At 65.3% G+C, this 23,720-nt stretch carries 21 protein-coding genes; 6 read left to right on the forward strand and 15 right to left on the reverse strand.

Going from position 1 to position 23,720, the window contains the following annotated elements:
* The first annotated feature begins 6 nt into the window (after positions 1 to 6).
* The 4 genes from metG to mazG all read left to right on the forward strand — a co-directional run bounded on the left by metG (position 7) and on the right by mazG (position 4,227).
* Complete coding sequence (gene metG, locus AB7F10_RS16235; protein ID WP_428562642.1) at positions 7 to 1,569, forward strand: methionine--tRNA ligase; 1,563 nt, start codon at positions 7 to 9, stop codon at positions 1,567 to 1,569.
* 14 nt (positions 1,570 to 1,583) lie between these two features.
* Positions 1,584 to 2,372, forward strand: a complete 789-nt coding sequence (locus AB7F10_RS16240) for a TatD family hydrolase (RefSeq protein WP_428562640.1) — start codon at positions 1,584 to 1,586, stop codon at positions 2,370 to 2,372.
* On the forward strand, positions 2,369 to 3,169 hold the full coding sequence (locus tag AB7F10_RS16245; RefSeq protein ID WP_428562638.1) for an MBL fold metallo-hydrolase: 801 nt from the start codon (positions 2,369 to 2,371) through the stop codon (positions 3,167 to 3,169). The genes AB7F10_RS16240 and AB7F10_RS16245 overlap by 4 nt, the downstream gene beginning before the upstream one ends.
* Positions 3,170 to 3,411: 242 nt before the next feature.
* The gene (gene mazG / locus AB7F10_RS16250; RefSeq protein WP_428562974.1) at positions 3,412 to 4,227 is read left to right on the forward strand and encodes a nucleoside triphosphate pyrophosphohydrolase; all 816 of its coding nucleotides are present in this window, start codon (positions 3,412 to 3,414) and stop codon (positions 4,225 to 4,227) included.
* Between the two features lie 120 nt (positions 4,228 to 4,347).
* On the opposite strand, the gene hflX is transcribed toward mazG, so the two are convergent.
* The 8 genes from hflX to dusB all read right to left on the reverse strand — a co-directional run bounded on the left by hflX (position 4,348) and on the right by dusB (position 14,416).
* A complete protein-coding gene (hflX, locus tag AB7F10_RS16255; RefSeq protein WP_428562636.1) occupies positions 4,348 to 5,715 on the reverse strand; it encodes a GTPase HflX in 1,368 nt (455 codons plus the stop codon).
* Positions 5,716 to 5,976, reverse strand: a complete 261-nt coding sequence (gene hfq / locus AB7F10_RS16260) for an RNA chaperone Hfq (protein ID WP_428562972.1) — start codon at positions 5,974 to 5,976, stop codon at positions 5,716 to 5,718.
* A gap of 200 nt (positions 5,977 to 6,176) precedes the next feature.
* Positions 6,177 to 7,034, reverse strand: coding sequence for a D-amino-acid transaminase (locus tag AB7F10_RS16265; protein WP_428562634.1), 858 nt, complete (start codon positions 7,032 to 7,034; stop codon positions 6,177 to 6,179).
* A 3-nt stretch (positions 7,035 to 7,037) separates the two neighbouring features.
* Positions 7,038 to 8,408 carry a sigma-54-dependent transcriptional regulator gene (locus AB7F10_RS16270; RefSeq protein ID WP_428562632.1) on the reverse strand — a complete coding sequence of 457 codons (1,371 nt, stop codon included), beginning with the start codon at positions 8,406 to 8,408 and terminating at the stop codon, positions 7,038 to 7,040.
* Positions 8,409 to 8,410: 2 nt separating this feature from the next.
* The gene (locus AB7F10_RS16275) at positions 8,411 to 10,666 is read right to left on the reverse strand and encodes an ATP-binding protein (RefSeq protein ID WP_428562630.1); all 2,256 of its coding nucleotides are present in this window, start codon (positions 10,664 to 10,666) and stop codon (positions 8,411 to 8,413) included.
* Between the two features lie 161 nt (positions 10,667 to 10,827).
* Positions 10,828 to 12,270, reverse strand: coding sequence for a nitrogen regulation protein NR(I) (gene ntrC / locus AB7F10_RS16280; RefSeq protein WP_428562628.1), 1,443 nt, complete (start codon positions 12,268 to 12,270; stop codon positions 10,828 to 10,830).
* 8 nt (positions 12,271 to 12,278) lie between these two features.
* Positions 12,279 to 13,418: a two-component system sensor histidine kinase NtrB gene (locus tag AB7F10_RS16285; RefSeq protein WP_428562626.1), complete on the reverse strand. Its 1,140-nt coding sequence runs from the start codon at positions 13,416 to 13,418 to the stop codon at positions 12,279 to 12,281.
* Complete coding sequence (dusB, locus tag AB7F10_RS16290; RefSeq protein ID WP_428562970.1) at positions 13,415 to 14,416, reverse strand: tRNA dihydrouridine synthase DusB; 1,002 nt, start codon at positions 14,414 to 14,416, stop codon at positions 13,415 to 13,417. Before dusB ends, AB7F10_RS16285 begins: the two co-directional genes overlap by 4 nt.
* A gap of 220 nt (positions 14,417 to 14,636) precedes the next feature.
* Here dusB and AB7F10_RS16295 point away from each other — a divergent pair, with 220 nt between their 5' ends.
* Both AB7F10_RS16295 and AB7F10_RS16300 read left to right on the forward strand, forming a co-directional pair.
* The gene (locus AB7F10_RS16295; protein ID WP_428562624.1) at positions 14,637 to 15,824 is read left to right on the forward strand and encodes a bifunctional 2-C-methyl-D-erythritol 4-phosphate cytidylyltransferase/2-C-methyl-D-erythritol 2,4-cyclodiphosphate synthase; all 1,188 of its coding nucleotides are present in this window, start codon (positions 14,637 to 14,639) and stop codon (positions 15,822 to 15,824) included.
* Positions 15,821 to 16,345: a CinA family protein gene (locus AB7F10_RS16300; protein WP_428562622.1), complete on the forward strand. Its 525-nt coding sequence runs from the start codon at positions 15,821 to 15,823 to the stop codon at positions 16,343 to 16,345. The genes AB7F10_RS16295 and AB7F10_RS16300 overlap by 4 nt, the downstream gene beginning before the upstream one ends.
* Here AB7F10_RS16300 and AB7F10_RS16305 read toward each other — a convergent pair.
* The 7 genes from AB7F10_RS16305 to AB7F10_RS16335 all read right to left on the reverse strand — a co-directional run bounded on the left by AB7F10_RS16305 (position 16,342) and on the right by AB7F10_RS16335 (position 23,690).
* Entirely contained in the window at positions 16,342 to 16,797 is a 456-nt protein-coding gene (locus tag AB7F10_RS16305; protein WP_428562620.1) for a type II toxin-antitoxin system RatA family toxin, read from the reverse strand. The two genes, AB7F10_RS16300 and AB7F10_RS16305, sit on opposite strands and share 4 nt — an antisense overlap.
* Before the next feature lie 10 nt (positions 16,798 to 16,807).
* Positions 16,808 to 17,758, reverse strand: a complete 951-nt coding sequence (lipA, locus tag AB7F10_RS16310; RefSeq protein ID WP_428562618.1) for a lipoyl synthase — start codon at positions 17,756 to 17,758, stop codon at positions 16,808 to 16,810.
* A gap of 110 nt (positions 17,759 to 17,868) precedes the next feature.
* Complete coding sequence (lpdA, locus tag AB7F10_RS16315) at positions 17,869 to 19,287, reverse strand: dihydrolipoyl dehydrogenase (protein WP_428562616.1); 1,419 nt, start codon at positions 19,285 to 19,287, stop codon at positions 17,869 to 17,871.
* 57 nt (positions 19,288 to 19,344) lie between these two features.
* Complete coding sequence (locus AB7F10_RS16320) at positions 19,345 to 20,712, reverse strand: pyruvate dehydrogenase complex dihydrolipoamide acetyltransferase (RefSeq protein ID WP_428562614.1); 1,368 nt, start codon at positions 20,710 to 20,712, stop codon at positions 19,345 to 19,347.
* A gap of 6 nt (positions 20,713 to 20,718) precedes the next feature.
* Complete coding sequence (locus AB7F10_RS16325) at positions 20,719 to 22,128, reverse strand: pyruvate dehydrogenase complex E1 component subunit beta (RefSeq protein WP_428562612.1); 1,410 nt, start codon at positions 22,126 to 22,128, stop codon at positions 20,719 to 20,721.
* Between the two features lie 12 nt (positions 22,129 to 22,140).
* The gene (pdhA, locus tag AB7F10_RS16330; protein ID WP_428562610.1) at positions 22,141 to 23,169 is read right to left on the reverse strand and encodes a pyruvate dehydrogenase (acetyl-transferring) E1 component subunit alpha; all 1,029 of its coding nucleotides are present in this window, start codon (positions 23,167 to 23,169) and stop codon (positions 22,141 to 22,143) included.
* Positions 23,170 to 23,378: 209 nt separating this feature from the next.
* Complete coding sequence (locus AB7F10_RS16335; RefSeq protein ID WP_428562608.1) at positions 23,379 to 23,690, reverse strand: FtsB family cell division protein; 312 nt, start codon at positions 23,688 to 23,690, stop codon at positions 23,379 to 23,381.
* Positions 23,691 to 23,720: the final 30 nt, after the last annotated feature.

Consider the following 23,720-nt stretch of genomic DNA (forward strand, 5'->3'; position numbering starts at 1 on the left):
GGCCTCATGGCCAAAACGCCTTATTACATCACCACCGCGATCTCCTATCCGAACGGCCCGCCGCATATCGGCCACGCCTACGAAGTGATCGCCACCGACGCCATCGCCCGCTTCAAGCGGCTCGACGGCTATGACGTCTTTTTCCTGACCGGCACCGACGAGCACGGCCAGAAGATCCAGCAAACGGCCGCGAAAGAGGGGCTTGGCCCGCGCGACCTGCTGGAGCGTCATGTGCCGCGCTTCCAAGCGATGGCCAAGAAGCTCAACTGCTCGAACGACGACTTCATCCGCACCACCGAGGAGCGGCACTATCGCGCCTCCGCCGCTATCTGGGAGCGGATGGCGAAGAACGGCGACATCTATCTCTCGAAATATGCCGGCTGGTACTCGGTCCGCGACGAAGCCTATTACGCCGAGGACGAGACGCAGCTCAACGAGCACAAGGTGCGCATCGCCACCAAGACCAGCACGCCGGTCGAGTGGGTGGAGGAGGAGAGCTATTTCTTCAAGCTGTCGGCCTATCAGCAGAAGCTGCTCGACCTCTACGAAAAGGTGCCGGACTTCGTGCTGCCGCGCGAGCGGCTGAACGAGGTAGCGAGCTTCGTGCGCGGCGGGCTGCAAGATCTGTCGATCTCGCGCACGACCTTCAATTGGGGCGTCCCGGTGCCGGGCGACCCCAAGCACGTCATGTATGTCTGGGTCGACGCGCTGACGAACTATCTGACCGCGGTCGATTTCCCCGATGACACCGAGAAGTTCAAAAAATTCTGGCCGGCCGATCTGCATGTGATCGGCAAGGACATCGTACGTTTCCACGCGGTGTACTGGCCCGCCTTCCTGATGTCAGCCGACGTCGCTGTCCAGAAGCGCATCTTCAGCCACGGCTTCCTGTTCAACCGCGGCGAGAAAATGTCGAAGTCGGTCGGCAACGTCATCGACCCGTTCGAACTGGCCGACACCTATGGCGTCGATCAGTTCCGCTTTTTCTTCCTGCGCGAAGTGCCGTTCGGGCAGGACGGCAATTACAGCCACGAAGCGATCATCAACCGCACCAATGCCGATCTCGCCAACGATCTCGGCAACCTGGCGCAGCGCTCTCTGTCGATGATCGGAAAGCAGCTCGGCGGCGTGATGCCGGCGCCGGCCGCGTTCTCGGACGCCGACAAGACGATCCTTGCCGCCGCCGACGGCATGATCGGCAAGGCGCGCGACGCGATGCAGACGCAGGCGTTGCATCAGGTGTTGAACGCCGTCTGGGCGGTGGTGGCGGATGCAAACCGCTATTTCGCCGGCGAGGCGCCGTGGGCGCTGGCCAAGACCGATCCGGCCAAGCAGGGCACCGTGCTCTATGTTACGGCGGAAGTGATCCGGCAGGTCGCGATCCTTGCCCAGCCTTTCATTCCCGCGAGCGCGGGCAAGCTGCTCGATCTGCTCGCCGTGCCCGAGAGCGAGCGGACATTCGCGCAGCTCGACGGCAAGCAACGCCTGACGCCGGGCACGAAGCTGCCGGCGCCGCAGCCGGTTTTCCCGCGCTACGTCGAGCCGGACGCCAAACCGGAAGCCAAATAGGAAACCGCGTAGTGATGCTGGTCGACAGCCATTGCCACCTCGATTTTCCGGAGTTCCAGCCGGAGCTCGACGCGGTGGTGACGCGCGCCCGCGAGGCTGGCTTGGGCCGCATGGTGACGATCTCGACGCGGGTGAAGCGCCACGCGCAGGTGCTCGCCATCGCCGAGCGTTTCCCCGATGTGTTCTGCTCGGTCGGCACACACCCTCATAACGCCCATGAGGAACTCGACATCGGCGCCGACGAGTTGCTGCGCATCGCGGAGAACCCGCGCGTCGTCGCGATCGGCGAAGCCGGCCTCGACTATCACTACGACAACGCGCCGCGCGACGCGCAGGAACAGGGTCTGCGCGCACATATCGACGCTGCGCGCCGAAGCGGCCTGCCGCTCGTCATCCATTCGCGCGACGCCGACGACGACATGGCGCGGATTCTCGAAGAAGAAACCGGGAAGGGCGCCTTCCCGGCCGTGCTGCATTGCTTCACCGGCGGTCGCGACCTCGCGATGCGCGCAGTGGCGCTCGGTCACTATGTGTCGTTTTCCGGCATCCTGACCTTCAAGAAGTCCGAAGACCTGCGCGCGGTCGCCGCCGATCTGCCGGCCGACCGCATCCTGGTCGAGACCGACGCGCCGTTCCTTGCGCCCGGCAAGTTCCGGGGGAAACGCAACGAGCCGTCCTATGTCGTCGAGACCGCCAAGGTGCTGGCCGAGACCCGCAAAGCCGCCTTTGACGATATGGCGAGGCAGACCACCGAGAATTTCTTCCGGCTGTTCGCCAAAGTGCCGCGCGGAACGCCGGCGTGAGCATGCGGTTCACGATTTTGGGCTGCGGCTCCTCGATGGGCGTGCCGCGCGTCGGGCTCGGCTGGGGCGCCTGCGATCCCAACAACCCAAAAAACGCCCGCCGGCGCTCCTCGCTGCTGGTCGAGCGGACCGGAGCCGACGGCGGCGTAACCCGCGTGCTGGTCGATTGCTCGCCGGACCTGCGCATGCAGCTGATCGAGGCCGGCGTCGAGCATCTCGACGGCGTGCTGATGACGCATGCCCATGCCGACCACGTCCACGGCATCGACGATCTGCGCGGCCTGTTTGTGCGCAGCCGCCGCCGGGTCGATATCTACATGGATGAGACGACCGGCGCCGCGGTGCGCCAGCGGTTCGGCTATTGCCTTGAATCGCCGCCCGGCAGCGATTACCCGCCGATCGCCCGCGAGCGCCGGCTGACGGTCGGGCAGGAGATCGTCATCGACGGTCCCGGCGGCCCGATCACGGCGCTGCCGGTCCGCCAGTTCCACGGCGACATCGAGACGGTCGGCTACCGGTTCGGCCGCGTGGCCTATTCGGCGGACCTCAAGGCGATCCCGAACGAGACGGCGGCGGCGCTTGAGGGGCTCGACGTCTGGATGGTCGATGCGCTGCGCTACGCCGTCCATTCGAGCCACCTGAGCGTCGATGAGGCGCTGGCCTTGATCGCGCGTCTGAAGCCCGCCCGGGCGGTGCTGATCAACCTGCATTGCGACCTCGACTACGAGGAATTGCGCGGCAGGCTCCCGGCCGGCGTCGAGCCGGCCTATGACGGGTTGTCCGTCGAAATCAGCTAAAGCAAATTCTGAGAAATCTCGTTATTTCAAATGATATCAACATATTATGAGAATATCTTCATGTTGTCAGGGCCGACCGGCACGAGCATTTTAGTTCCATAATATGTCTTATGCGAATCGTGGAATGAGCCTTGAGTTCGCCGCGGATTGGGTTTGAGCGTCGGCCATTCGGCCACGGGCCCTGTGATACGGTCCGCGCCTCCATAAACCTGCTGCCGCCCCAGCCGGACGAGTTTAAGCCGATGACCCCATCCCGTGACATTTCCCGTCTGATCGAGATCATGGCCGCGCTGCGCACGCCCGGCAGCGGCTGCCCGTGGGACTTGGAGCAGGATTTCGCGAGCATCGCGCCCTATACGCTCGAGGAAGCCTATGAGGTGGCCGACGCCATTGCGCGCGGCGACCTCGACGACCTGCGCGATGAGTTGGGCGACCTGCTGCTGCAGGTCGTGTTTCACGCCCGCATGGCGCAGGAGCAAGGCGCCTTCGCCTTCCCCGACGTCGTTCAGGCCATCACCGAAAAGCTGATCCGCCGTCACCCGCACGTCTTTGCCGATGCCAGCGGCAAGACGGCCGAGGCCGTCAAAGGCCTCTGGGACGACATCAAGGCCCAGGAAAAGGCCGCGAAGGCCGCGCGCGGCAAGACGGAGCCCGCGGGTGCCCTTGCCGGTGTTCCGCTCGCGTTGCCGGCGCTGACCCGCGCCCTCAAGCTGCAGCAGAAGGCCGGAAAGGTCGGTTTCGATTGGAACGACCCCCGCGCCGTGCTCGCCAAGATCCGCGAAGAAGCCGACGAGATCGAAGCCGCGCTCGACGCCGGCGACGATGCCGCCATCGCCGGCGAAGTCGGCGACCTGCTGTTTGCCGCGGTCAACCTCGCCCGCCATGTCGATGCCGACCCGGAATCGGCGCTGCGCGCGACCAACAGCAAGTTCGAGCGCCGCTTCGGCCATATCGAACGGGCCCTCGCCGCGCGCGGCGCGACGCCAGCCCGGTCGACGCTCGACGAGATGGATGCGTTGTGGAACGAGGCCAAGCGGGTGGAAAAAGCGCGGGATTAGGGCACAGTCCGATCAAACCGCACTCCGCTCATTCCCGCGAAAGCGGGAATCCAGAGCCATACCGAAACGCCGGTTATTCCACTGCTGGACCCCCGCTTTCGCGGGGGTGAGCGGAGCAGATTAGCCCGTCACTGCGTCCGGAAATTTCGCGCGGATTTGCCCGGCGTGATCGGGATCGGCGCGCACGGTGACCGCCATGCGGCCGTCGTCGCGCAGCTCCCGCGACAGCACCTCGGAATTGCGGTGCAGCCAGCTCAGGCCCGCGCCGTCCGCCGCGTCAAGCGTCAGCGCGAGCGTCTGCCGCCGCTCGGCAAGCCGCGCCTCGACCGCCGCGATCAGCCCGTCGATCCCCTCGCCGGTGACCGCCGACACCAGCACGGGCTGCTCGTTGTCGGGCTGCCGCGCGGCGAGATTGGCGAGGCTCGCGCGCCCTTCGGCGCTGAGCCGGTCGATCTTGTTCCAGACCTCGATCATCCGCCGCTCGCGCTTGGGATCGATGCCGAGTTCCGCCAGAACCTTGGCGACATCGGCCGACTGTGCATCGGCCGCCTCATGCGACATGTCGCGGACGTGGAGGATGATGTCGGCCTCGATCACTTCCTCAAGCGTGGCGCGGAACGCCGCGACCAGCATGGTCGGCAGGTCCGAGATAAAGCCGACGGTGTCGGAAAGTATGACGCGGGTGCCGTGCGGCAAGTCGATCGAGCGCAACGTCGGATCGAGCGTCGCAAACAGCATGTCGGCCGAGAGCACCTGCGCCCGCGTCATGCGATTGAACAGCGTCGATTTTCCGGCATTGGTGTAGCCCACCAGCGCCACGACCGGATAAGGCACGCGCTTGCGGCTGTCGCGATGCAGCTTGCGGGTGCGCTTGACCTTTTCCAGATCGGCCTCGATGCGGTCGATGCGGTCTTCGATGACGCGGCGATCGGACTCGATCTGCGTCTCGCCGGGACCGCCGAGGAAGCCGAAGCCGCCGCGCTGACGCTCCAGATGCGTCCAGGACCGCACCAGCCGCCCCTTCTGGTAATTCAGATGGGCAAGCTCGACCTGCAGCGAGCCTTCCTTGGTGCGCGCGCGCCGGCCGAAGATTTCGAGGATCAGCCCGGTGCGGTCGAGCACCTTGGCGTTCCACGCCTTCTCCAGATTGCGCTGCTGCACCGGCGACACCGGGCAATCCATGATCACGACGCCAGCGCCGAGGCTTTTGACGATGCCGGCGATCTCGTCGACCTTTCCCTTGCCGATATAGGTCGCCGGGCGGATGTCGTTCAGCATCACCAGTCCGGCGTGAACGACGTTGAGGTCGATCGCGGCGGCAAGGCCGACCGCCTCGTCGAGACGCTCCTCGCCCGAGCGCGCGGCAGCGCCGGCGCGTTCCGCGTCGCGCTTCACGATAGGTTCGATGACGACGGCACGGCCGGTCTCGAACCCGGACGGCCCGGGATCTGCTCCGATCGAGCGCGCGTCGCGCAGACGTGGTTCCAACTAGGCTTTGTCTCCTGCAGCGCCTTCTTCGCCGCCTTCGAACAATTGCACCGGATGACCGGGCATGATCGTCGAGATCGCGTGCTTGTAGACGAGCTGCGAGTGTCCGTCGCGGCGCAACAGCACGCAGAAATTGTCAAACCAGGTTACGACGCCCTGCAATTTCACGCCGTTGACCAGAAAAATGGTCAGCGGAATTTTGGCTTTACGGACGTGATTGAGAAATGTGTCTTGTAAATTCTGTGCGCGATCGGCGGCCATCGCCTTGTTCCATTTTTCTGCCCGCGTCTTGACGCGCGGGACGATGTCGTTGTCCGGATCCTGGCCGACCGCCCCTCGATTGTTCGGTCGAGCCATTCGGGTGCTCGGATATTAGATGGCACCTTGCCGGACGGCGCAAGCGGAACTTGCCGACCGATAACACAAGCTATTGATTATCATCGTCTTTTCAAGGTGCGAGGTCAGCTGCTTTCGGCGTGAGCGTGGTAGGCCCGCCGCAATGCGCTCGCGATCAGGCCCGGCGCACCGTTGCCGATCGGGCGGCCGTCGATCCGCACCACCGGCATCACGGTTTGCGTCGCGGAAGTGACGAAAGCTTCGCGCGCCGCGTAAGCCTCCTCGACCGTGAAGGGCCGTTCGTCGAGTTCGAGGCCCTGCTCCCGGATGACGTCGAGCAGCACCGTGCGGGTGATGCCACGCAGGATATCGTGGCCGATCGGCCGGGTGACGAGCCGGCCGTCCTTGCTGACAATCCAGGCGTTCGACGACGACCCTTCGGTGACGAAGCCGTCACGATCGACCAGCCATGCCTCGCGGGCGCCCTGCTCGCGCGCGGCCTGCTTGGCGAGCACGTTCGGCAGCAGTGACACCGACTTGATGTCGACGCGCGCCCAACGCTGGTCGGGCATGGTGACGATCGAAATGCCCTCGTCGGCCAGCTTTTCCATCTTGAGCGGATCGATGCCGCGCGCGGTGACGACCAGCGCCGGCCGCGGCGTCAGGGCCGGAAAGGCGTGATCGCGCGGGGCGACGCCGCGCGTCACCTGGATATAGACGATGCCGTCGCGCACGCGGTTGCGCCGGACGGTTTCGCGCAGCACCACGCCGAGCGCATGGGCCGGCATCGGCATGGCGATGGCAAGTTCGCTCAAGGAGCGCGCAAGCCGCGCGACGTGACGTCGCTCGTCGATCAGGCGGCCGTCCTTGACCTCGCAGACCTCGTAGACGCCGTCGGAAAACTGATAGCCACGGTCCTCGATATGAACCGTGGCGTGTCTGTGCGCGACGTAGCGGCCGTTCACATAGGCAATTCTGGACATGGATCAGCCGATCCCCAGCGCCTTGAGCTTGCGGTGCAGCGCCGAGCGCTCCATGCCGACGAATTCGGCGGTGCGTGAGATGTTGCCGCCGAAACGATTGATCTGCGCGACGAGATATTCGCGCTCGAACACCTCCCTCGCCTCGCGTAACGGCAACCCCATCAACTGCTCGCCGCCGTTGCCGTTCGGCATCGCCGGCACCATCGAGCCGACATCCGGCGGCAGCATGCTGGCGTCGACCACCGCCTCGGCCTCGCCGCCGGCAAGGATCATCAGGCGTTCGATATTGTTGCGGAGCTGGCGCACGTTGCCCGGCCAGTCGTGGGACTGCAGCACGGCCATCGCGTCGTCGCCGATCTTGCGGCGCGGCAGGCCGGTCGCCTGCGAAATCTGATCCATGAAGAAATTGACGAGGTCGGGAATGTCCTCGCGCCGTTCGGCCAGCGGCGGCACCCGGATCGGCACCACCGACAGGCGGTGGAAGAGATCCTCACGGAATTTTCCCGCGGCGATCTCGGCCTCGAGATTGCGCGAGGTCGAGGAGATGATACGGGCATCGACGGCGATCTTGGCGCTGCCGCCGACCCGCTGGAAGGTCTGATCCACCAGCACGCGGAGGATCTTGTTCTGCGTCTCGCGCGGCAGGTCGGCGATGTCGTCGATGAACAAGGTGCCGCCATGCGCCTCTTCGAGTGCGCCGGGCTTGCGCTGATCCGACCCGTTCGAAGGATCGACGCCGAACAGTTCCGGCTCCATCCGCTCCGGGGTAATCGCCGCCGCGTTGATGACGATGAAAGGTCCGTTGGCGCGCGTCGAGGCCTGATGGATCATCCGCGCCGCCAGTTCCTTGCCGCTGCCGGAAGGACCGACGATCAGGATGCGGCTGTTGGTCGGCGCGACCTTGCCGACCGTCTGGCGCAACTGGTTGGCGGCGGCCGAGCGTCCGACCACCTCGAAGGCCGACGGCGCCATCTGCCGCAACTGCTTGACCTCGCGCTTGAGACGCGAGGTTTCGAGCGCGCGGTCGGCGACCAGCACCAGCCGGTCGGCCTTGAACGGCTTTTCAATGAAGTCGTAAGCGCCGCGCTTGATGGCCGCGACCGCCGTTTCGATATTGCCGTGGCCGGAGATCATCACCACGGGAAGTTCGGCATGCTCCTGCTTGACGGCATCGAGAAGCTGCAGGCCGTCGAGCCGGCTGCCCTGCAGCCAAATGTCGAGGAACACCATATTCGGGCGGTGCGAGACGATCGCAGAGAGCGCCTCGTCGCTGTTGCGCGCCGTGCGTGTGACATAGCCCTCGTCTTCCAGAATCCCGGCGACGAGATCCCGGATATCGGCTTCGTCATCGACGATGAGAATTTCGGACGCCATCGTTACTTCGCACCTGCTGATTGAGACTGATCGTTATCCGCCCGCTCCGGCGCGGCATGGTCGGCGAACTGGATGCGCACCCAGCAGCCGCGCTGACCGGCTATGAAATCCGCGGCGTCACGCAATTCGATTCCGCCGCCATGCTCCTCCAAGATACGGCCGACAATGGCAAGACCGAGGCCGGTGCCCTTCTCGCGCGTCGTCACATAGGGCTCCAGCAGCCGACTGCGGTTTTCCTTCGGCAGGCCGATGCCGTTGTCGACGACGTCGATCACGATCATTGAGTCGTCGCGCGACAGGCGGACGACGATCCTGCCCTTGCCGAGGTCCTGCGGCGGCACCGCGGCGATCGCCTCGGTCGCGTTTTTGATCACGTTGGTCAGCGCCTGCGAGATCAGCCGCCGGTCGAACTTCGCCGGCATCTTCTCATCCGCAATGTCGGTCTCGATCTCGATATCGGCATTGCCGACCCGCATCAGGAACGCCGTCTGGCGGACCACATCCGCCACATCGTCCGCTTCGATGACGGGCTTCGGCATCCGGGCGAACCGCGAGAACTCGTCCACCATGCGCTTGATGTCGTCGACCTGGCGGATGATCGTATCGGTGCATTGTTCGAACACGGCCGGATCGTCGGCGACCTGCTTTGCGTATTTGCGGCGCAGCCGCTCCGCGGACAACTGGATCGGGGTCAGCGGATTCTTGATTTCATGCGCGATACGCCGTGCGACATCCGCCCAGGCCGAGGTGCGCTGGGCGTGGACCAGTTCGGTAATGTCGTCGAGCGTAATCACGTAGCCATGATGCGCCTCGACCGTCTCCTCGCTGGCGATGCGCACCGACAGCATACGATCGCGCCCGCCGCAGGCGATGGTGACCTGCCCCTGCGTCAGCCGCTGCACGCCGGACTGCGCTTCGGCCAAAATCTCGGCAAGCTCCGGCAACACGTCGGTAACCGCATGTCCCAGAATATCGGCCTCGGCACGGCCGATCAGCCGTTCGGCCGAGCGGTTGAGGATGCTGACGCCGCCTTCGGCATCGACGCCGATCACGCCGGCGCTCGCCCCGGACAGCACGGCTTCGGTGAACATGCGGCGGCTGTCGATGGTGTCGCGGGCACGCACCAGATCGTCGCGCTGGGTGCGCAGTTCCTGCGTCATGCGGTTGAAGGTCTCGCCGAGATTGGCGAGATCGCCTTCCGAGGCGCGCACCGGCACGCGAACGTAAAGATTGCCGGTCGACACCACATTGGCCGCGCCGATCAGGCGACGGATCGGCGCCACAAGGCGGTTGGCGAAATCGAGTCCGATCCAGACCGCCGACAGCAGGACGATCAGCGCGATGACGGTGTACATCAGGCCGAACGCGACCTGCACGCCATAGCGGCGCGATTGAATGGCGGCGTATTCGACCACGCTCGCCTGCGTCGCGCGCAACTGGGCGAGCACGCGCGGATCGAGCAATCGCGCGATGTAGAGGTAGCGGTCGGTATAGTTCCGGACGCGGATGATGGCGGCAACGTAGTCGGTGTCCGGCAGCAAGGCGATCTGCGGCTGGCTGTCGCTGACCTTCGGCAGCGCCTCTCGCGGCGGTAACGCAAAGACATGCCGGTTAGCCGGGATGCTTGCGCGCGCGATGATGTTCAACTCGCCGTCGAGCACAATGGCCGCGCCGAGGCCGCGCAGCGTCGCCTGGAATGTCAGATACTGGTCGAGCCGCGCCGGCTCCTGATCGATCTCAGCCTTGTTGCGGCCGATGTCGAGCGCCATCGCCACGATGTCGGAGCGTGCGGTCTGGGCATGGTCGCGCAAATAGGCGTCCGCGATGATGACGGAATTCTCGATCGCCTCACGGGTACGGCTCGAAAACAGGCGATCGAGGCCGCGGTCGAGCGTGATGCTGGCGACGATCGCGACAAGGATCGCCGGCGCCGCCGCGATCACCGAAAACAGTCCGACGATGCGGATGTGCAGACGCGCGCCCGCGGTCCCGACGCGGCGGGCGCGGAGGATCTGCCAGGTCTCGGTGGCAATGATCGTGAGCAGCAGCAGCACCGCCGCCGCGTTCACCAGAAGCAGCGAGACGACCACATAATGGGTTGGCAGGATCGGCGTCAGCCCGGCGAGCACCAGGAAGGTGATCAGGGCCGACAGCAGCGCGATGCCGACCACGATAGGCGCAGCAAAGCGCCGCCAACGCTTCCTTGGCGGCGCCTCGATCATCGCAGGCGTGGCGCTGACGGCCTGTTCGGCGCTCATGAAACCCCGAAGTCATGCTGCACGGCACTCGCCTTGCGAATCCGCCGCGGCACCGCATCAGATGCGGCATTTATACAACAATGTTGCCGAATTACGACAATTCAGCGGCGGTATCCGCTGAATTCTGCGGCGGACGGCCCCGCGCGACGGTCCGCCAGAGGTCAGTTGCTGCCGCGGAAGACGCGGATGTCGAGGTCGCGGATCTTCTTGCGCAGCGTGTTGCGGTTGAGCCCGAGCAGATCGGCCGCCCTGATCTGGTTGCCGCGCGTCGCGGCGAGCGCCGCCGACAACAGCGGATATTCGATCTCGCGCAGGATGCGGTGATAGAGCCCGGCCGGTGGGAGATTGTCGTCAAAGCCGGCGAAATAGGACGTCAGGTGCCGCTCGACCGCAGCGCCAAGATTTTCGCTCGGCCGGACATCCTCATCGACTGGTGGCGGGGCCTGCTGCGAAAGCTCCCCGTCGATGACAGCGGCGGCGATCGTCTCCTGCGGATAGAGCGCGGCAAGGCGGCGCGCCAGGTTCTCCAGTTCTCGCACATTGCCCGGCCAGCGATGCCGTTTCAGACGGTCGAGGCCGGCCTGATCGATCTGCTTGAGCGGCAAGCCCTCGCGCTGCGCCTGCGCGAGAAAGTGCCGGACGAGATCGGGAATGTCCTCGACCCGCTCGCGCAGCGGCGGCAACCGCAGCGGCACAACGTTGAGGCGGAAGAACAGATCCTCGCGGAACAGGCCCTGCTGGATCAGCGTGCGCAGGTCCTTGTTGGTCGCCGCGATGATCCGCACGTCCGATTTGATCGGGGTGCGGCCTCCGACCGTGGTGTATTCGCCCTGCTGCAGCACGCGTAGCAACCGTGTCTGCGCCTCCATCGGCATGTCGCCGATCTCGTCGAGGAACAGCGTGCCGCCCTCGGCCTGCTCGAAGCGGCCGGACGAGCGCGTGTTGGCGCCGGTGAACGCGCCTTTCTCGTGGCCGAACAGTTCCGACTCGATCAAGTCGCGCGGGATCGCCGCCATATTGACGGCGACGAAAGCGCCGGCGCGGCGCTTGCCGTAATCGTGCAGCGCCCGCGCCACCAGTTCCTTGCCGGTGCCGGACTCGCCGGTGATCATCACCGTCAGGTCCGTCTGCATCAGTCGCGCCAGCACACGGTAGATTTCCTGCATCGCCGGCGAACGGCCCACCAGCGGAATGTTGTCGAATTCCTCGGCGCGCGCGCTCGCAGCCTTCGGCTGCCGCGGTTCGGACAACGCACGGCCGACAATCGCGATCAATTCCTTCAGGTCGAAGGGCTTGGGCAGGTATTCATAGGCGCCGCGCTCGGAGGCGCGGATCGCGGTCATGAAGGTGTTCTGCGCGCTCATGATGATGACCGGAAGATCGGGCCGTGCCTTCTTGATGCGCGGCACGAGGTCAAAGGCGTTTTCGTCCGGCATCACGACGTCGGTAATCACAAGGTCGCCTTCGCCCTGGCTGACCCAGCGCCACAGCGTCGCGGCGTTTCCGGTTGAGCGGACCTCGTAACCCGCGCGCGACAACGCCTGGTTCAGCACGGTCCGGATCGCGGAGTCGTCGTCGGCAACGAGAATGCTTCCTGTCGGCATCGGCAGCCTCAACTGCTGGACGGCGGCGGATCGCCCGGGCGATCGCCATCGTCGCTGTAAACCGGCATGAGAACGCGGAACGTGGTTCGCCTCGGCTGCGATTCACATTCGATGATGCCGCCGTGGTCGTTGATGATCTTCGAGGTCAACGACAGACCGAGGCCGCTTCCAGACGGCTTGGTCGTCACGAACGGATCGAACAGATGCGGCATCAAATCTTCTGGAACGCCGGGGCCGTTGTCGCGGACGCAGACCTCGAGCGGCAGCGACACACGGGTCTTGCTGCCCGGCACCTGGAGGCGAACGCCGGAGCGAAATGCGGTCGACAGGCAGATTTCGCCGTCGGTTGCGCCTTCGCCGATCGCCTCGGCGGCGTTCTTCACGAGATTGAGGAATACCTGAATGAGATGATCGTGGTTGCCGTAGACCGGCGGCAGCGAGGGGTCGTATTCCTCGACGAAGGTGATGTGGCGCGCGAAGCCGGATTCCGCGAGCTTCTTCACGCGGTCGAGCACGACGTGAATATTCACCGGCTCGCGCTCGACCGGGCGCTCGTCGGCAAACACCTCCATGCGATCAACCAGCCGCACGATGCGGTCGGTCTCGTCGCAGATGAGGCGCGTCAGCGAGCGATCCTCGTCGGCGGCGGACTGCTCGAGCAGCTGCGCCGCGCCGCGGATGCCGGACAGCGGATTCTTGATTTCGTGCGCGAGCATGGCTGCAAGCGCGATGATCGAACGCGCGGCGCTGCGATGCGTGAGCTGGCGGTCCATCTTCTCGGCGATGGTGCGCTCCTGCAGCATGACGATCACCTGGCCGGGAAACTCGGCCAGCGGCGCGACATACAGGTCCACCAGCCGTTCGCCGGGATTGCGCGGCGTCGCAAGATCGACCTTGTATTCATTGACGGTGGTGCCGGTGCGCCGCACCTGCTCGACGAGCGCCAACAGCGGCGAGCCGAACGGGACCAGCTCGCGCAACTGATGGCGGCGCAGCATCGGGATCGACGCTTCGAAGAACTGCTCGGCGGCGACATTGGCATCGGAGATCTTGCCGTCGCCCGCCACCATGATGACCGGATGCGGCAGCGCGTTCATCATCGCGTCCGAAGCGGTGTCGATGCTTGCGATGGCCGATGCCGTCGTCATGCCGCGAGTTTCTCCGCGCAGGTATCGAAGGCTTCGGCGAGCCGCGACACCACCTCCCTCGGCTCCTCCGCCGTCAGGACGTGGTTGCGCAGCAACTTGCGCGCGTCGTCATCAAGGCCCGCAGCCGCGCTCGCGGTGTCGAGCGACCAGCCGAGATGCTTGCGCGCATGACGGCGGCCAATGGATACGCCGTAATGCATCAACATCTCGTCGTAGAGCTCGGCAACCCATTCGTGCTGCGCTGCGACCGGCGGCTCGGCTTCATGCGCATGGCCATCGAGCGCGCGCCCGATCTGGCCGGGCAGCCACGGCCTGCCCTGCGCGCCGCGGCCGATCATCACCGCGTCCGCACCCGAGGCGGCCAGCGCCGCGCGCGCGTCATCGAGCGAGGCAATGTCGCCATTGACGATGACGGGGATCGAAACGGCATCCTTGACGGCGCGAACCGCCGCCCAGTCCGCCTGCCCGTCATAGAACTGGCAGCGGGTGCGACCGTGCACGGTGACGAGTTTGACGCCGGCTGCCTCCGCGCGGCGCGCAAGCTCCGGCGCGTTGATCTGCTCGACGTCCCAGCCGAGCCGCATCTTGAGCGTGACGGGCACGCTGACCGCGCCGACCGTCGCTTCGACCAGCGTCATGGCGTGGTCGAGATCGCGCATCAGAGCGGAGCCCGCCGCCTTTTTGGTCACCAGCCGCGCCGGGCAGCCCATGTTGATATCGACGATGTTCGCGCCTTCGGCTTCCGCGACGCGGGCGCCCTCCGCCATCCAATGCGGCTCGCAGCCGGCGAGCTGAACGACATTGATGGCGACGCCGCGGCCTTCCGCGCGCCGGCGCGCCTGGGTGCGGCCTTCAACGAGGCAGGCGCTGGCGGTCATTTCCGACACGACCATGCCGGCTCCGAGCCGCGCCACCTGGCGGCGGAACGGCGCATCGGAAATGCCGGTCATCGGGGCAAGGATCGCGCGATTGGGAATCTCGATTGCCCCAATCGACAGCGGTTTCCGCCCGATTTCTCGTGATCGCCCAATGACTTCCATCGCTGCCCGATGTTGCCCAATTAATAAGCGAGCTTTACAATTGCCTATATCCTAGCCAAAAACGATCTCAGCGCAAGTGCTGCGGTGCAAAAAGTACTCGAAGAGTAGCCATGCGGCGGAGAAAGCGTACCGGCAAGCCCCGAAAACACGCTACATCGGGCCGACGAGGAGCAAGGCCGTGCCGCAGACTGCCGCCATCATCGTCGCCGCCGGCCGGGGCACCCGGGCCGGAGGCGGCGTCCCCAAGCAATACCGCCCGATCGCCGGGCAGCCGGCCTTGCGGACCTGCCTTGAGGCCTTTCTACGTCACCCTGAGATTGGCGCAGTTTTGCCGGTCATCCACCGCGACGATGGCGCCTTGTTCGACGCCCTCGCTGCGGATCTGCCGCTGCTGCCGCCGGTGCATGGCGGCGCAACGCGGCAGGCCTCGGTCCGGGCCGGACTCGCGGCCCTGGCGAACGACAAACCTGCGCTCGTTCTCATTCACGATGCGGCGCGGCCGTTCGCCTCGGCGGCGCTGATCGCAAGCGCGGTCGAGGCCGGCGCCCGGTCCGGCGCGGCGATCCCCTCGCTCAGGATCAACGACACCGTCAAGGAGGTCGACGCCGGCGGACGGGTCATCGGCACGCGCGACCGCGACGCGCTGCGCACGGTGCAGACGCCACAGGCATTCGCCTTCGACACGCTGCTCGCTGCACATCGCCGCGCGGCGGACGCCGGGCGCGACGATTTTTCCGACGACGCGGCCCTGATGGAATGGGCCGGCCACGCCATCACGACTTTCGAAGGCGACATCGCCAACATGAAAATCACCAATGACGACGATTTCGTTCGCGCCGAGGCGATGCGGATGTCCGCGCTCGGCGACGTGCGGATCGGCACCGGCGTCGACGTTCACGCTTTTGCGCCAGGCGATCATGTCACGCTCGGCGGCGTGCGCATCCCGCACAGCCACGCACTCTCCGGCCACTCCGACGCCGACGTGATCCTGCACGCCATCGTCGACGCCATTCTCGGCGCGCTGGCGGACGGGGACATCGGCGTGCACTTCCCGCCGAGCGATCCGCAATGGCGCGGCGCATCGTCGGATCGTTTTGTCGCCTTCGCGATGGAGCGGCTGAAGGCGCGCGGCGGCATCCTTGCCCATATCGACGTCAATGTGGTTTGCGAAGCGCCGCGCATCGGGCCGCATCGCGACGCCATGCGGACGACGATCGCGAAACTTGCCGGCATCGATGTCTCGCGCGTCGGCATCAAGGCCACCACCAGCGAGAAGATGGGCTTCATTGGCCGCAGCGAGGGCATGATCGCCTATGCGACGGTGACGATCAGGCTGCCGTGGAGCGCCGCAGGGAGCGCGCCATGATCGATCACGACATCACCGCAGCGGCGAGAAACCTGCTCGATATTTGCCGCCGGAAGAACTTGCTGATCGCGACGGCGGAATCCTGCACGGCCGGCCTGGTCGCCGGCACGCTGACGGAAATCCCGGGCGTCTCCAGCATTCTCGACCGGGGCTATGTCACCTATTCGAACGAGGCCAAACACGAGATGCTCGGTGTCTCGCGCGACATCCTGCGCGCGCATGGCGCGGTAAGTCGGGAAACCGCGGAGGCCATGGCGCGGGGCGTACTCGGCCATTCGCGGGTTCATCTCGCGGTTTCGGTGACGGGCATCGCGGGTCCCGACGGCGGCAGCGCGGAAAAGCCCGTCGGTCTGGTGCATTTCGCCGCCGCGTCGCGATCCGGCCGGCTCGTCCATGCCGAAAAACGCTATGGCGATATCGGCCGTACAGATGTGCGAAAACAGTCGGTGCTGCAGGCCTTCCGCATGCTTCACGACATGGCCGAAGCCGAGCCCGCCAACCCGCCGCGCGAGTCCGTCTAGCTGATTCCGTGGATTTTATCGGCGCGCTGCTCGAAGGCGGTGGCGAACTTACGGAACGCGGTGTCGAACATCGCGCCCATCAGCATCGCGAGCACGCGGCTCTTGAATTCGTAGTCGATAAAGAATTCGATGTCGCAGGCGGCCTCGCCGGCCGGCCTGAACGTCCAGCGATTCTGCAGCCGGCTGAACGGACCGTTGAGATATTCGACAAGGATCGTGAGGTTCGGCCGATCGAGCGTGACGCGGCTGGTGAAGGTCTCGCGCACCATCTTGTAGGCGACCGTCATGTCGGCGACGAGAACCTCGACGCCGTCCTCCTTGGGCGTGCGGCTGCGCACCTTCAGCGCCGAGCAGAGCGGCACGAACTCCGGGTATGTCTCGACGTCGGCGACCAGATCGAACATATCGGTCGCGGCGTGCTTGACGCGGCGGCGTGTCGAGAAGGACGGCATAAGTGGAGGATTAACGCCGCGCTTCGCGCGCGGCCTTGAGCTTGGCGAAGTCGTCGCCGGCGTGATGCGAGGAGCGCGTCAGCGGCGACGCGGATACCATCAGGAAGCCCTTGGCGTAGGCGACCGTCTCGTAGGACTTGAATTCCTCGGGCGTGACGAAGCTCTTCACCTCGTGATGCTTGCGGGTCGGCTGCAGATACTGGCCGATGGTGAGAAAGTCGACATTGGCCGAGCGCAGATCGTCCATCAGCTGGAGCACTTCGTTGCGCTCCTCGCCGAGCCCCACCATGATGCCGGACTTGGTGAACATGCGCGGGTCGATCTCCTTGACCCGCTGCAGCAGCCGCAGCGAATGGAAATAGCGCGCGCCGGGCCGCACCGTGAGATAGCGCGACGGCACGGTTTCCAGATTGTGGTTGAACACGTCCGGCCGCGCCGCGACGACGATCTCGAGCGCGCCGTCCTTGCGCAGGAAGTCCGGCGTCAGAACTTCGATGGTGGTGGTCGGACAGGCCGCGCGAATGGCGCGGATCGTCTCGGCGAAATGCTGCGCGCCGCCGTCCGCGAGATCGTCGCGATCGACCGAGGTGACGACGATGTGTTTCAGGCCGAGCTTCGCGGTCGCTTCCGCGACGTGGCGCGGCTCGTCGGCGTCGAGCGCGGCCGGCAAGCCGGTCTTGACGTTGCAGAAGGCACAGGCGCGCGTACAGGTGTCGCCCATGATCATGAAGGTGGCGTGCTTCTTGTCCCAGCACTCGCCGATGTTCGGGCAGCCGGCCTCTTCGCAGACGGTGACGAGCTTGTTGGCGCGCACAATGTCTCGCGTCGCGTTGTAGCCCGGCGACACCGGCGCCTTGACGCGGATCCAGTCCGGCTTCTTCAGCACGGCGGAATCCGGCCGATGCGCCTTTTCCGGGTGGCGCGGGCGCGGGTTGTTGATGAGGTCGAGAACGACGGCCATGAAGCTCTACTTACGGTTCCCTTGACCCGCCCGCAAGGCGGCAGCCGTGAAGGCCCGTCATATCAGGCCCGCCGCGGAGCATTGCCCGTCCCCGCGCGGCGAATGCCGCATTACATATTGACCGCGCGGCCGTAAGCGTCCAGCACCGCTTCCTTCATCATTTCCGACAGAGTCGGATGCGGGAATACGGTGTGCATCAGCTCTTCCTCGGTGGTCTCGAGATTCATCGCCACGACATAGCCCTGGATCAGCTCGGTCACTTCCGCACCGACCATGTGCGCGCCGAGGAGCTGCCCGGTCTTCTTGTCGAAGATCACTTTGACAAGGCCCTGATCCTCGCCGAGCGCGATCGCCTTGCCGTTGCCGACGAAGGGAAAGCGGCCGACGCGGATGTCGAGCTTCTTGTCCTTGGCCGCCTGCTCGGTGAGGCCGACCGAGGCGATCTGCGGATGGCAATAGGTGCAGCCGGGGATCATCTGCTTGTTCATCGGGTGCGGATGCAGGCCCTTGATGGCCTCGACACAGATCACACCCTCATGCTCGGCCTTGTGCGCGAGCATCGGCGGGCCAGCGACGTCGCCGATCGCGTAGATGCCCGGCACGTTGGTCTTGCCGAGGCCGTCGATCACGATGCAGCCACGCTCCGTCTTCACACCGAGTTTCTCGAGACCGAGGTTCTCGATATTGCCGACGACGCCCACGGCGCTGATAACGCGCTCGACGGTGATCTGTTCCGACTTGCCGCCGATCTCGATGGTCGCGGTGACGCTGTCCGTTTTCTTGTCGAGCTTGGTCACCTTGGCGCCGGTATGAATCTTGATACCCTGCTTCTCGAAGCTCTTGCGGGCGAAGGTCTGGATGTCGTGGTCCTCGACCGGGAGAATCTGCGGCAACACCTCGACGATGGTCACCTCCGCACCCATGGTACGGAAGAACGAGGCGAACTCAACGCCGATCGCGCCGGAGCCGACCACGAGCAGCGATTTCGGAATGCTCGGCGGCACCATCGCCTCGAAATAGGTCCAGACCAGCTTCTTATCCGGCTCGAGGCCCGGCAGCACGCGCGGCCGTGCGCCGGTGGCGACGATGATGTGTTTGGCCTGATACTGGCCCGGGCCGAGCGTGCCCTTCGGCGCCTCGGTCTTGGAGGCCTTCACGGTGACCTTGCCGGGCGCGTCGATGGCCGCCTCGCCCCAGATCACCTGCACCTTGTTCTTCTTCATCAGGAAGCCGACGCCGTCGTTCAGCCGCTTTGAGACGCCGCGCGAGCGCTGCACCACCGCCTTGGCGTCGAAGCCGACCTTCTCGGCGGAGAGGCCGTAATCCTTGGCGTGCTGCATGTAGTGGTAGATCTCGGCCGAGCGTAAGAGCGCTTTGGTCGGGATGCAGCCCCAGTTGAGGCAAATGCCGCCGAGATGATCGCGCTCGACGATCGCGGTTTTGAAGCCGAGCTGCGCGGCGCGGATCGCGGTGACATAGCCGCCGGGACCGGAGCCGATGATGAGAATGTCGAAGGACGTGTCAGCCAAGTGAAGTCTCCGCCTTGCGCCGGCGGCGCAGAATGTCAGGACCGGATGTCGCGGACCTTATACCACCATCATCACCGGATTCTCGATGAACCGTTTGAATGCGCCGATTAACTCCGCGCCCAGGGCGCCGTCGACCGCCCGGTGATCGCAGGACATCGTGACGCTCATGATGTGGGCAATCTCGATCTTGCCGTTGCGCACCACAGGACGCTCCTCGCCCACACCGGCCGCGAGAATGGTCGCCTGCGGCGGGTTGATGACGGCGGTGAAATCCTTGATGCCGTACATGCCAAGGTTCGACACCGAGGTGGTGCCGCCCTGATATTCGGCGGGCTTCAGCTTGCCGGCGCGCGCGCGGGCGGCGAGGTCCTTCATCTCGTTGGAGATGGCGGACAGCGATTTGGTCTCCGCCTTGCGGATGATCGGCGTGATCAGGCCACCCGGCAGCGCCACCGCGACGCTGACGTCGGAGTGCTTGTGGCGGAGCATGCCGCTGTCGGTCCAGCTCACATTGGCGTCCGGAATGCGCTGCAACGCGAGCGCCAGCGCCTTGATGACGAAATCGTTGACCGAGAGCTTGTAGGCCGGCTTGCCGTCTTGTGTCTTCGGCGCGACGGCGTTGATCTCCTCGCGCGCGGTCAGGAGCTTGCCGATGTCGCAGTCGATGGTCAGGTAGAAATGCGGGATGGTTTGCGTCGAAGCCGTGAGCCGCTGCGCGATGGTGCGACGCATGCCGGCATGCGGCACCAGTTCGTAAGCATCCTGATCGTAGAGCGCGAGCACCTGCTTGTCGGACATCGCCGGTGCAATCGACGCTCCGCCAGTCGCCGGTGCGCCGGCCGGCGCGGCGCGCAGCCCCTTGCCGGACTTCGCATCCTCGATGTCGCGGGCGATGACGCGGCCATGCGGGCCACTGCCCTGCACGCGCGACACGTCGATCCCGGCATCCTTCGCAATCCGCCGCGCGAGCGGCGAGGCAAACACGCGGCCACCTGAGGCTGCATGTGCCGGCGCTGCGGCGGGCTTTATCGGTGCGGGCGCTGCTTGTGTAGCAGCGGGTTTCCCCGGCGCGGCAGTCTGCGGCTTCGGCGGTTCTGATTTCGGAGCTTCGGATTTGGGCGCTTCCGCCTTCGGCGCAGCGGAAGCGGACCCCGCGCTCGCCGCGGCGGCCTTCACGTCCTCGCCGTCAGTGGCGAGAACCGCGATCACGGAATTGACGGCAACGTCCTGGGTGCCCTCCGGCACGACGATCTTCGCCAGCACGCCCTCGTCGACGGCCTCGAACTCCATCGTTGCCTTGTCGGTCTCGATCTCGGCGATCACGTCGCCGGACTTGACCGCGTCGCCTTCCTTCTTCAGCCAGCGCGCGACGTTGCCCTTTTCCATGGTGGGCGACAGCGCTGGCATGAGGATCTTGGTGGCCATGGCGCGTTACCGGTAGCTGACGGCCTTGGCCGCCTCGACGACATCGTCCACCGACGGCAACGCCAGCTTCTCGAGATTGGCGGCATAAGGCATCGGCACGTCCTTGCCGGCGACGCGTGCGACCGGCGCATCGAGATAATCGAACGCCTCTTCCATCACGCGGGCGGCGATCTCGGCGCCGACGCCCGACTGCTTCCAGCCTTCTTCCACGGTGACGCAGCGGCCCGTCTTCTTCACCGACTCGATCACCGTCGCGCTGTCGAGCGGACGCAGCGTGCGCAGATCGATCACCTCGGCCTCGATGCCCTCGCCCGCCAGTTGCTCGGCGGCCTTGAGCGCGTAGCTCATGCCCATCGACCATGCGACGATGGTGACGTGCGAACCGGCGCGCGCGATGCGCGCCTTGCCGATCGGCAGAACGTGATCGTCAAGCTTCGGCACCGGGCCGGACTGGCCGTAGAGAATCTCGTTTTCGAGGAACACGACCGGATTGGGATCGCGGATCGCGGCCTTGAGCAGGCCCTTGGCGTCGGCCGGGTTCGATGGCGCGACCACCTTGAGGCCCGGAACGTGGGAGTACCACGCCGAGTAATCCTGGCTGTGCTGGGCGGCGACGCGCGCGGCCGCGCCGTTCGGGCCGCGGAACACGATCGAGCAGCCCATCTGACCGCCCGACATATAGAGTGTCTTCGCCGCCGAATTGATGATCTGGTCGATCGCCTGCATGGCGAAGTTGAAGGTCATGAATTCGACGACGGGCTTGAGGCCCGCCAGTGCCGCGCCGACACCCAAACCTGCAAAGCCGTGCTCGGTGATCGGCGTGTCGATCACGCGCTTGTCGCCAAATTCCTGCAACAGACCCTGCGTGACCTTGTAGGCGCCCTGATATTCGGCGACCTCTTCGCCCATCACGAAGACGTCCTTGTCGCGGCGCATCTCCTCGGCCATCGCGTCACGGAGCGCCTCGCGCATGGTCATGGTGACCATCTCGGTGCCTTCCGGCACGTCGGGATCGTTCGGAGCCTGTGTTGCCGGCGCAGCGGGCGCCGCCGAAGACGCAGAAGCCGCCGGTTTTGCGGCGGCAGCTTTGTCAGCTTGGGGTTTTTCAGCGGGCTTTGCAGCGGCGGCGGCTTTCGCGGCTACGGGCGCTGCGACAATCGCGTCTTTGCTCTCGCCGTCGGCGAGAATGACCGCAATCGGCGTGTTGACGGCGACGTCGGCGGTGCCTTCCGGAATGAGGATCTTGCCGAGCGTGCCTTCCTCGGTCGCCTCGAACTCCATCGTGGCCTTGTCGGTCTCGATCTCGGCGATCACGTCGCCGGATTTCACCGCGTCGCCTTCCTTTTTATGCCACTTGGCGAGGTTGCCCTTTTCCATCGTGGGCGACAGCGCCGGCATGAGAACTTCTGTTGGCATGGGACTGCGCGCCTAGCGATAAACGTCGGTGTAGAGTTCGGACACGTCGGGCTCGGGATCGTTGGTGGCGAATTCCGACGCCGCGTTGACGAGATCGCGCACCTCGGCGTCGACCTTCTTCAACTGCTCCTCGCTCATCCATTTCTTTTCGAGGATACGCTGACGGACCATGTCGATCGGATCGTGGTGCGAGCGCACCTCCTCGACCTCCTCGCGCGTGCGGTACTTCGCCGGATCCGACATCGAGTGACCGCGATAGCGGTAGGTCAGCATCTCGAGAATATAGGGACCCTTGCCGGCGCGGCACCAGGCGACCGCCTTGTCGGCGGCGGCCTTCACCGCGCGCACGTCCATGCCGTCGACCTGCTCGCCGGGAATGTTGAACGACAGGCCGCGCTTCGACAGGTCGGTCTGCGCCGAGGCGCGATTGAGCGACGTGCCCATCGCGTAGCGGTTGTTTTCGATCACATAGATGACCGGCAGTTTCCACAGCTCGGCCATGTTGAAGCTCTCATAGACCTGGCCCTGGTTCGCCGCACCGTCACCGAAATAGGTGACGCTGACATTGTCCTTGTCGCGATATTTGCTCGCGAAGGCGAGACCGGTGCCGATCGGCACCTGCGCGCCGACGATGCCATGTCCGCCGAAGAAACCCTTTTCGACGGAGAACATATGCATGGAGCCGCCCTTGCCGCGCGAATAGCCGCCGCGGCGTCCGGTCAGTTCCGCCATCACGCCCTTGGCGTCCATGCCGCAGGCGAGCATGTGGCCGTGGTCGCGATAGCCGGTGATCACCTGATCGCCGTCCTTCAGCGCGAGCTGCATGCCGACGACGACGGCTTCCTGGCCGATATAAAGATGGCAGAAGCCGCCGATCAGCCCCATGCCGTACATCTGCCCGGCCTTCTCCTCGAAGCGCCGGATGACGAGCATGTCGCGATAAGCGGCCAGATCCTGTTCCTTGGTGAAATCCGGAACAGTCCCCGAATTTCCTCCCGGCCCGGCCGGCTTTTCACCGGCTTTGTTTTTGGGCGTGGCCATGACGCTCCCTAGACTGAAACGACAGACGTAACCAGATGGAGAATCCCATAACCCAGTTCGGTCGCTCAAGATAGTTCAAACGGCCGCATGGATGCCATCCACATTGACGCAAGACCCGGCGCAACAATTTGTCGGGCCAGCGTTTTTTATTGTTCGAAAATGTCGCTTCGGTGGTGGGACCGGCAGGCGCCGGCCCGGCAGGCACGGGGTCAGCGCCGCCACATCACGACGTCACGCGGGTCGGTGAAGTCGAGCATCGCGCGGGCCCGTTCGTCGAGCATGTCGGGGTCGATCTGGCTGGAGCGCAGGAGCGCCACCCGCTTCTGCCAGTATTGCCGCTCGGCCTTCAGGCGGCCGAGTTCCGCGGTCATGGTGTCGGTCTGCTGCTCGAGAAGGTGCTGCGCCCGCAAGCCGCGCTTGCCGGTGAAGGCGTTGACACCGAAATAGCCGATCAGCAGCGCCGCCAGCGTGTAAAGCGCGAGCGCAGTCAGGATGGTTCGCCGCCGGCGGTGTGTGACCATGCGGCCACCATGCCGCAGGGCCGTTAAATT

Origin of the sequence: Pseudolabrys sp. (assembly GCF_050250095.1) — a bacterium.
Classification (GTDB): domain Bacteria; phylum Pseudomonadota; class Alphaproteobacteria; order Rhizobiales; family Xanthobacteraceae; genus Pseudolabrys.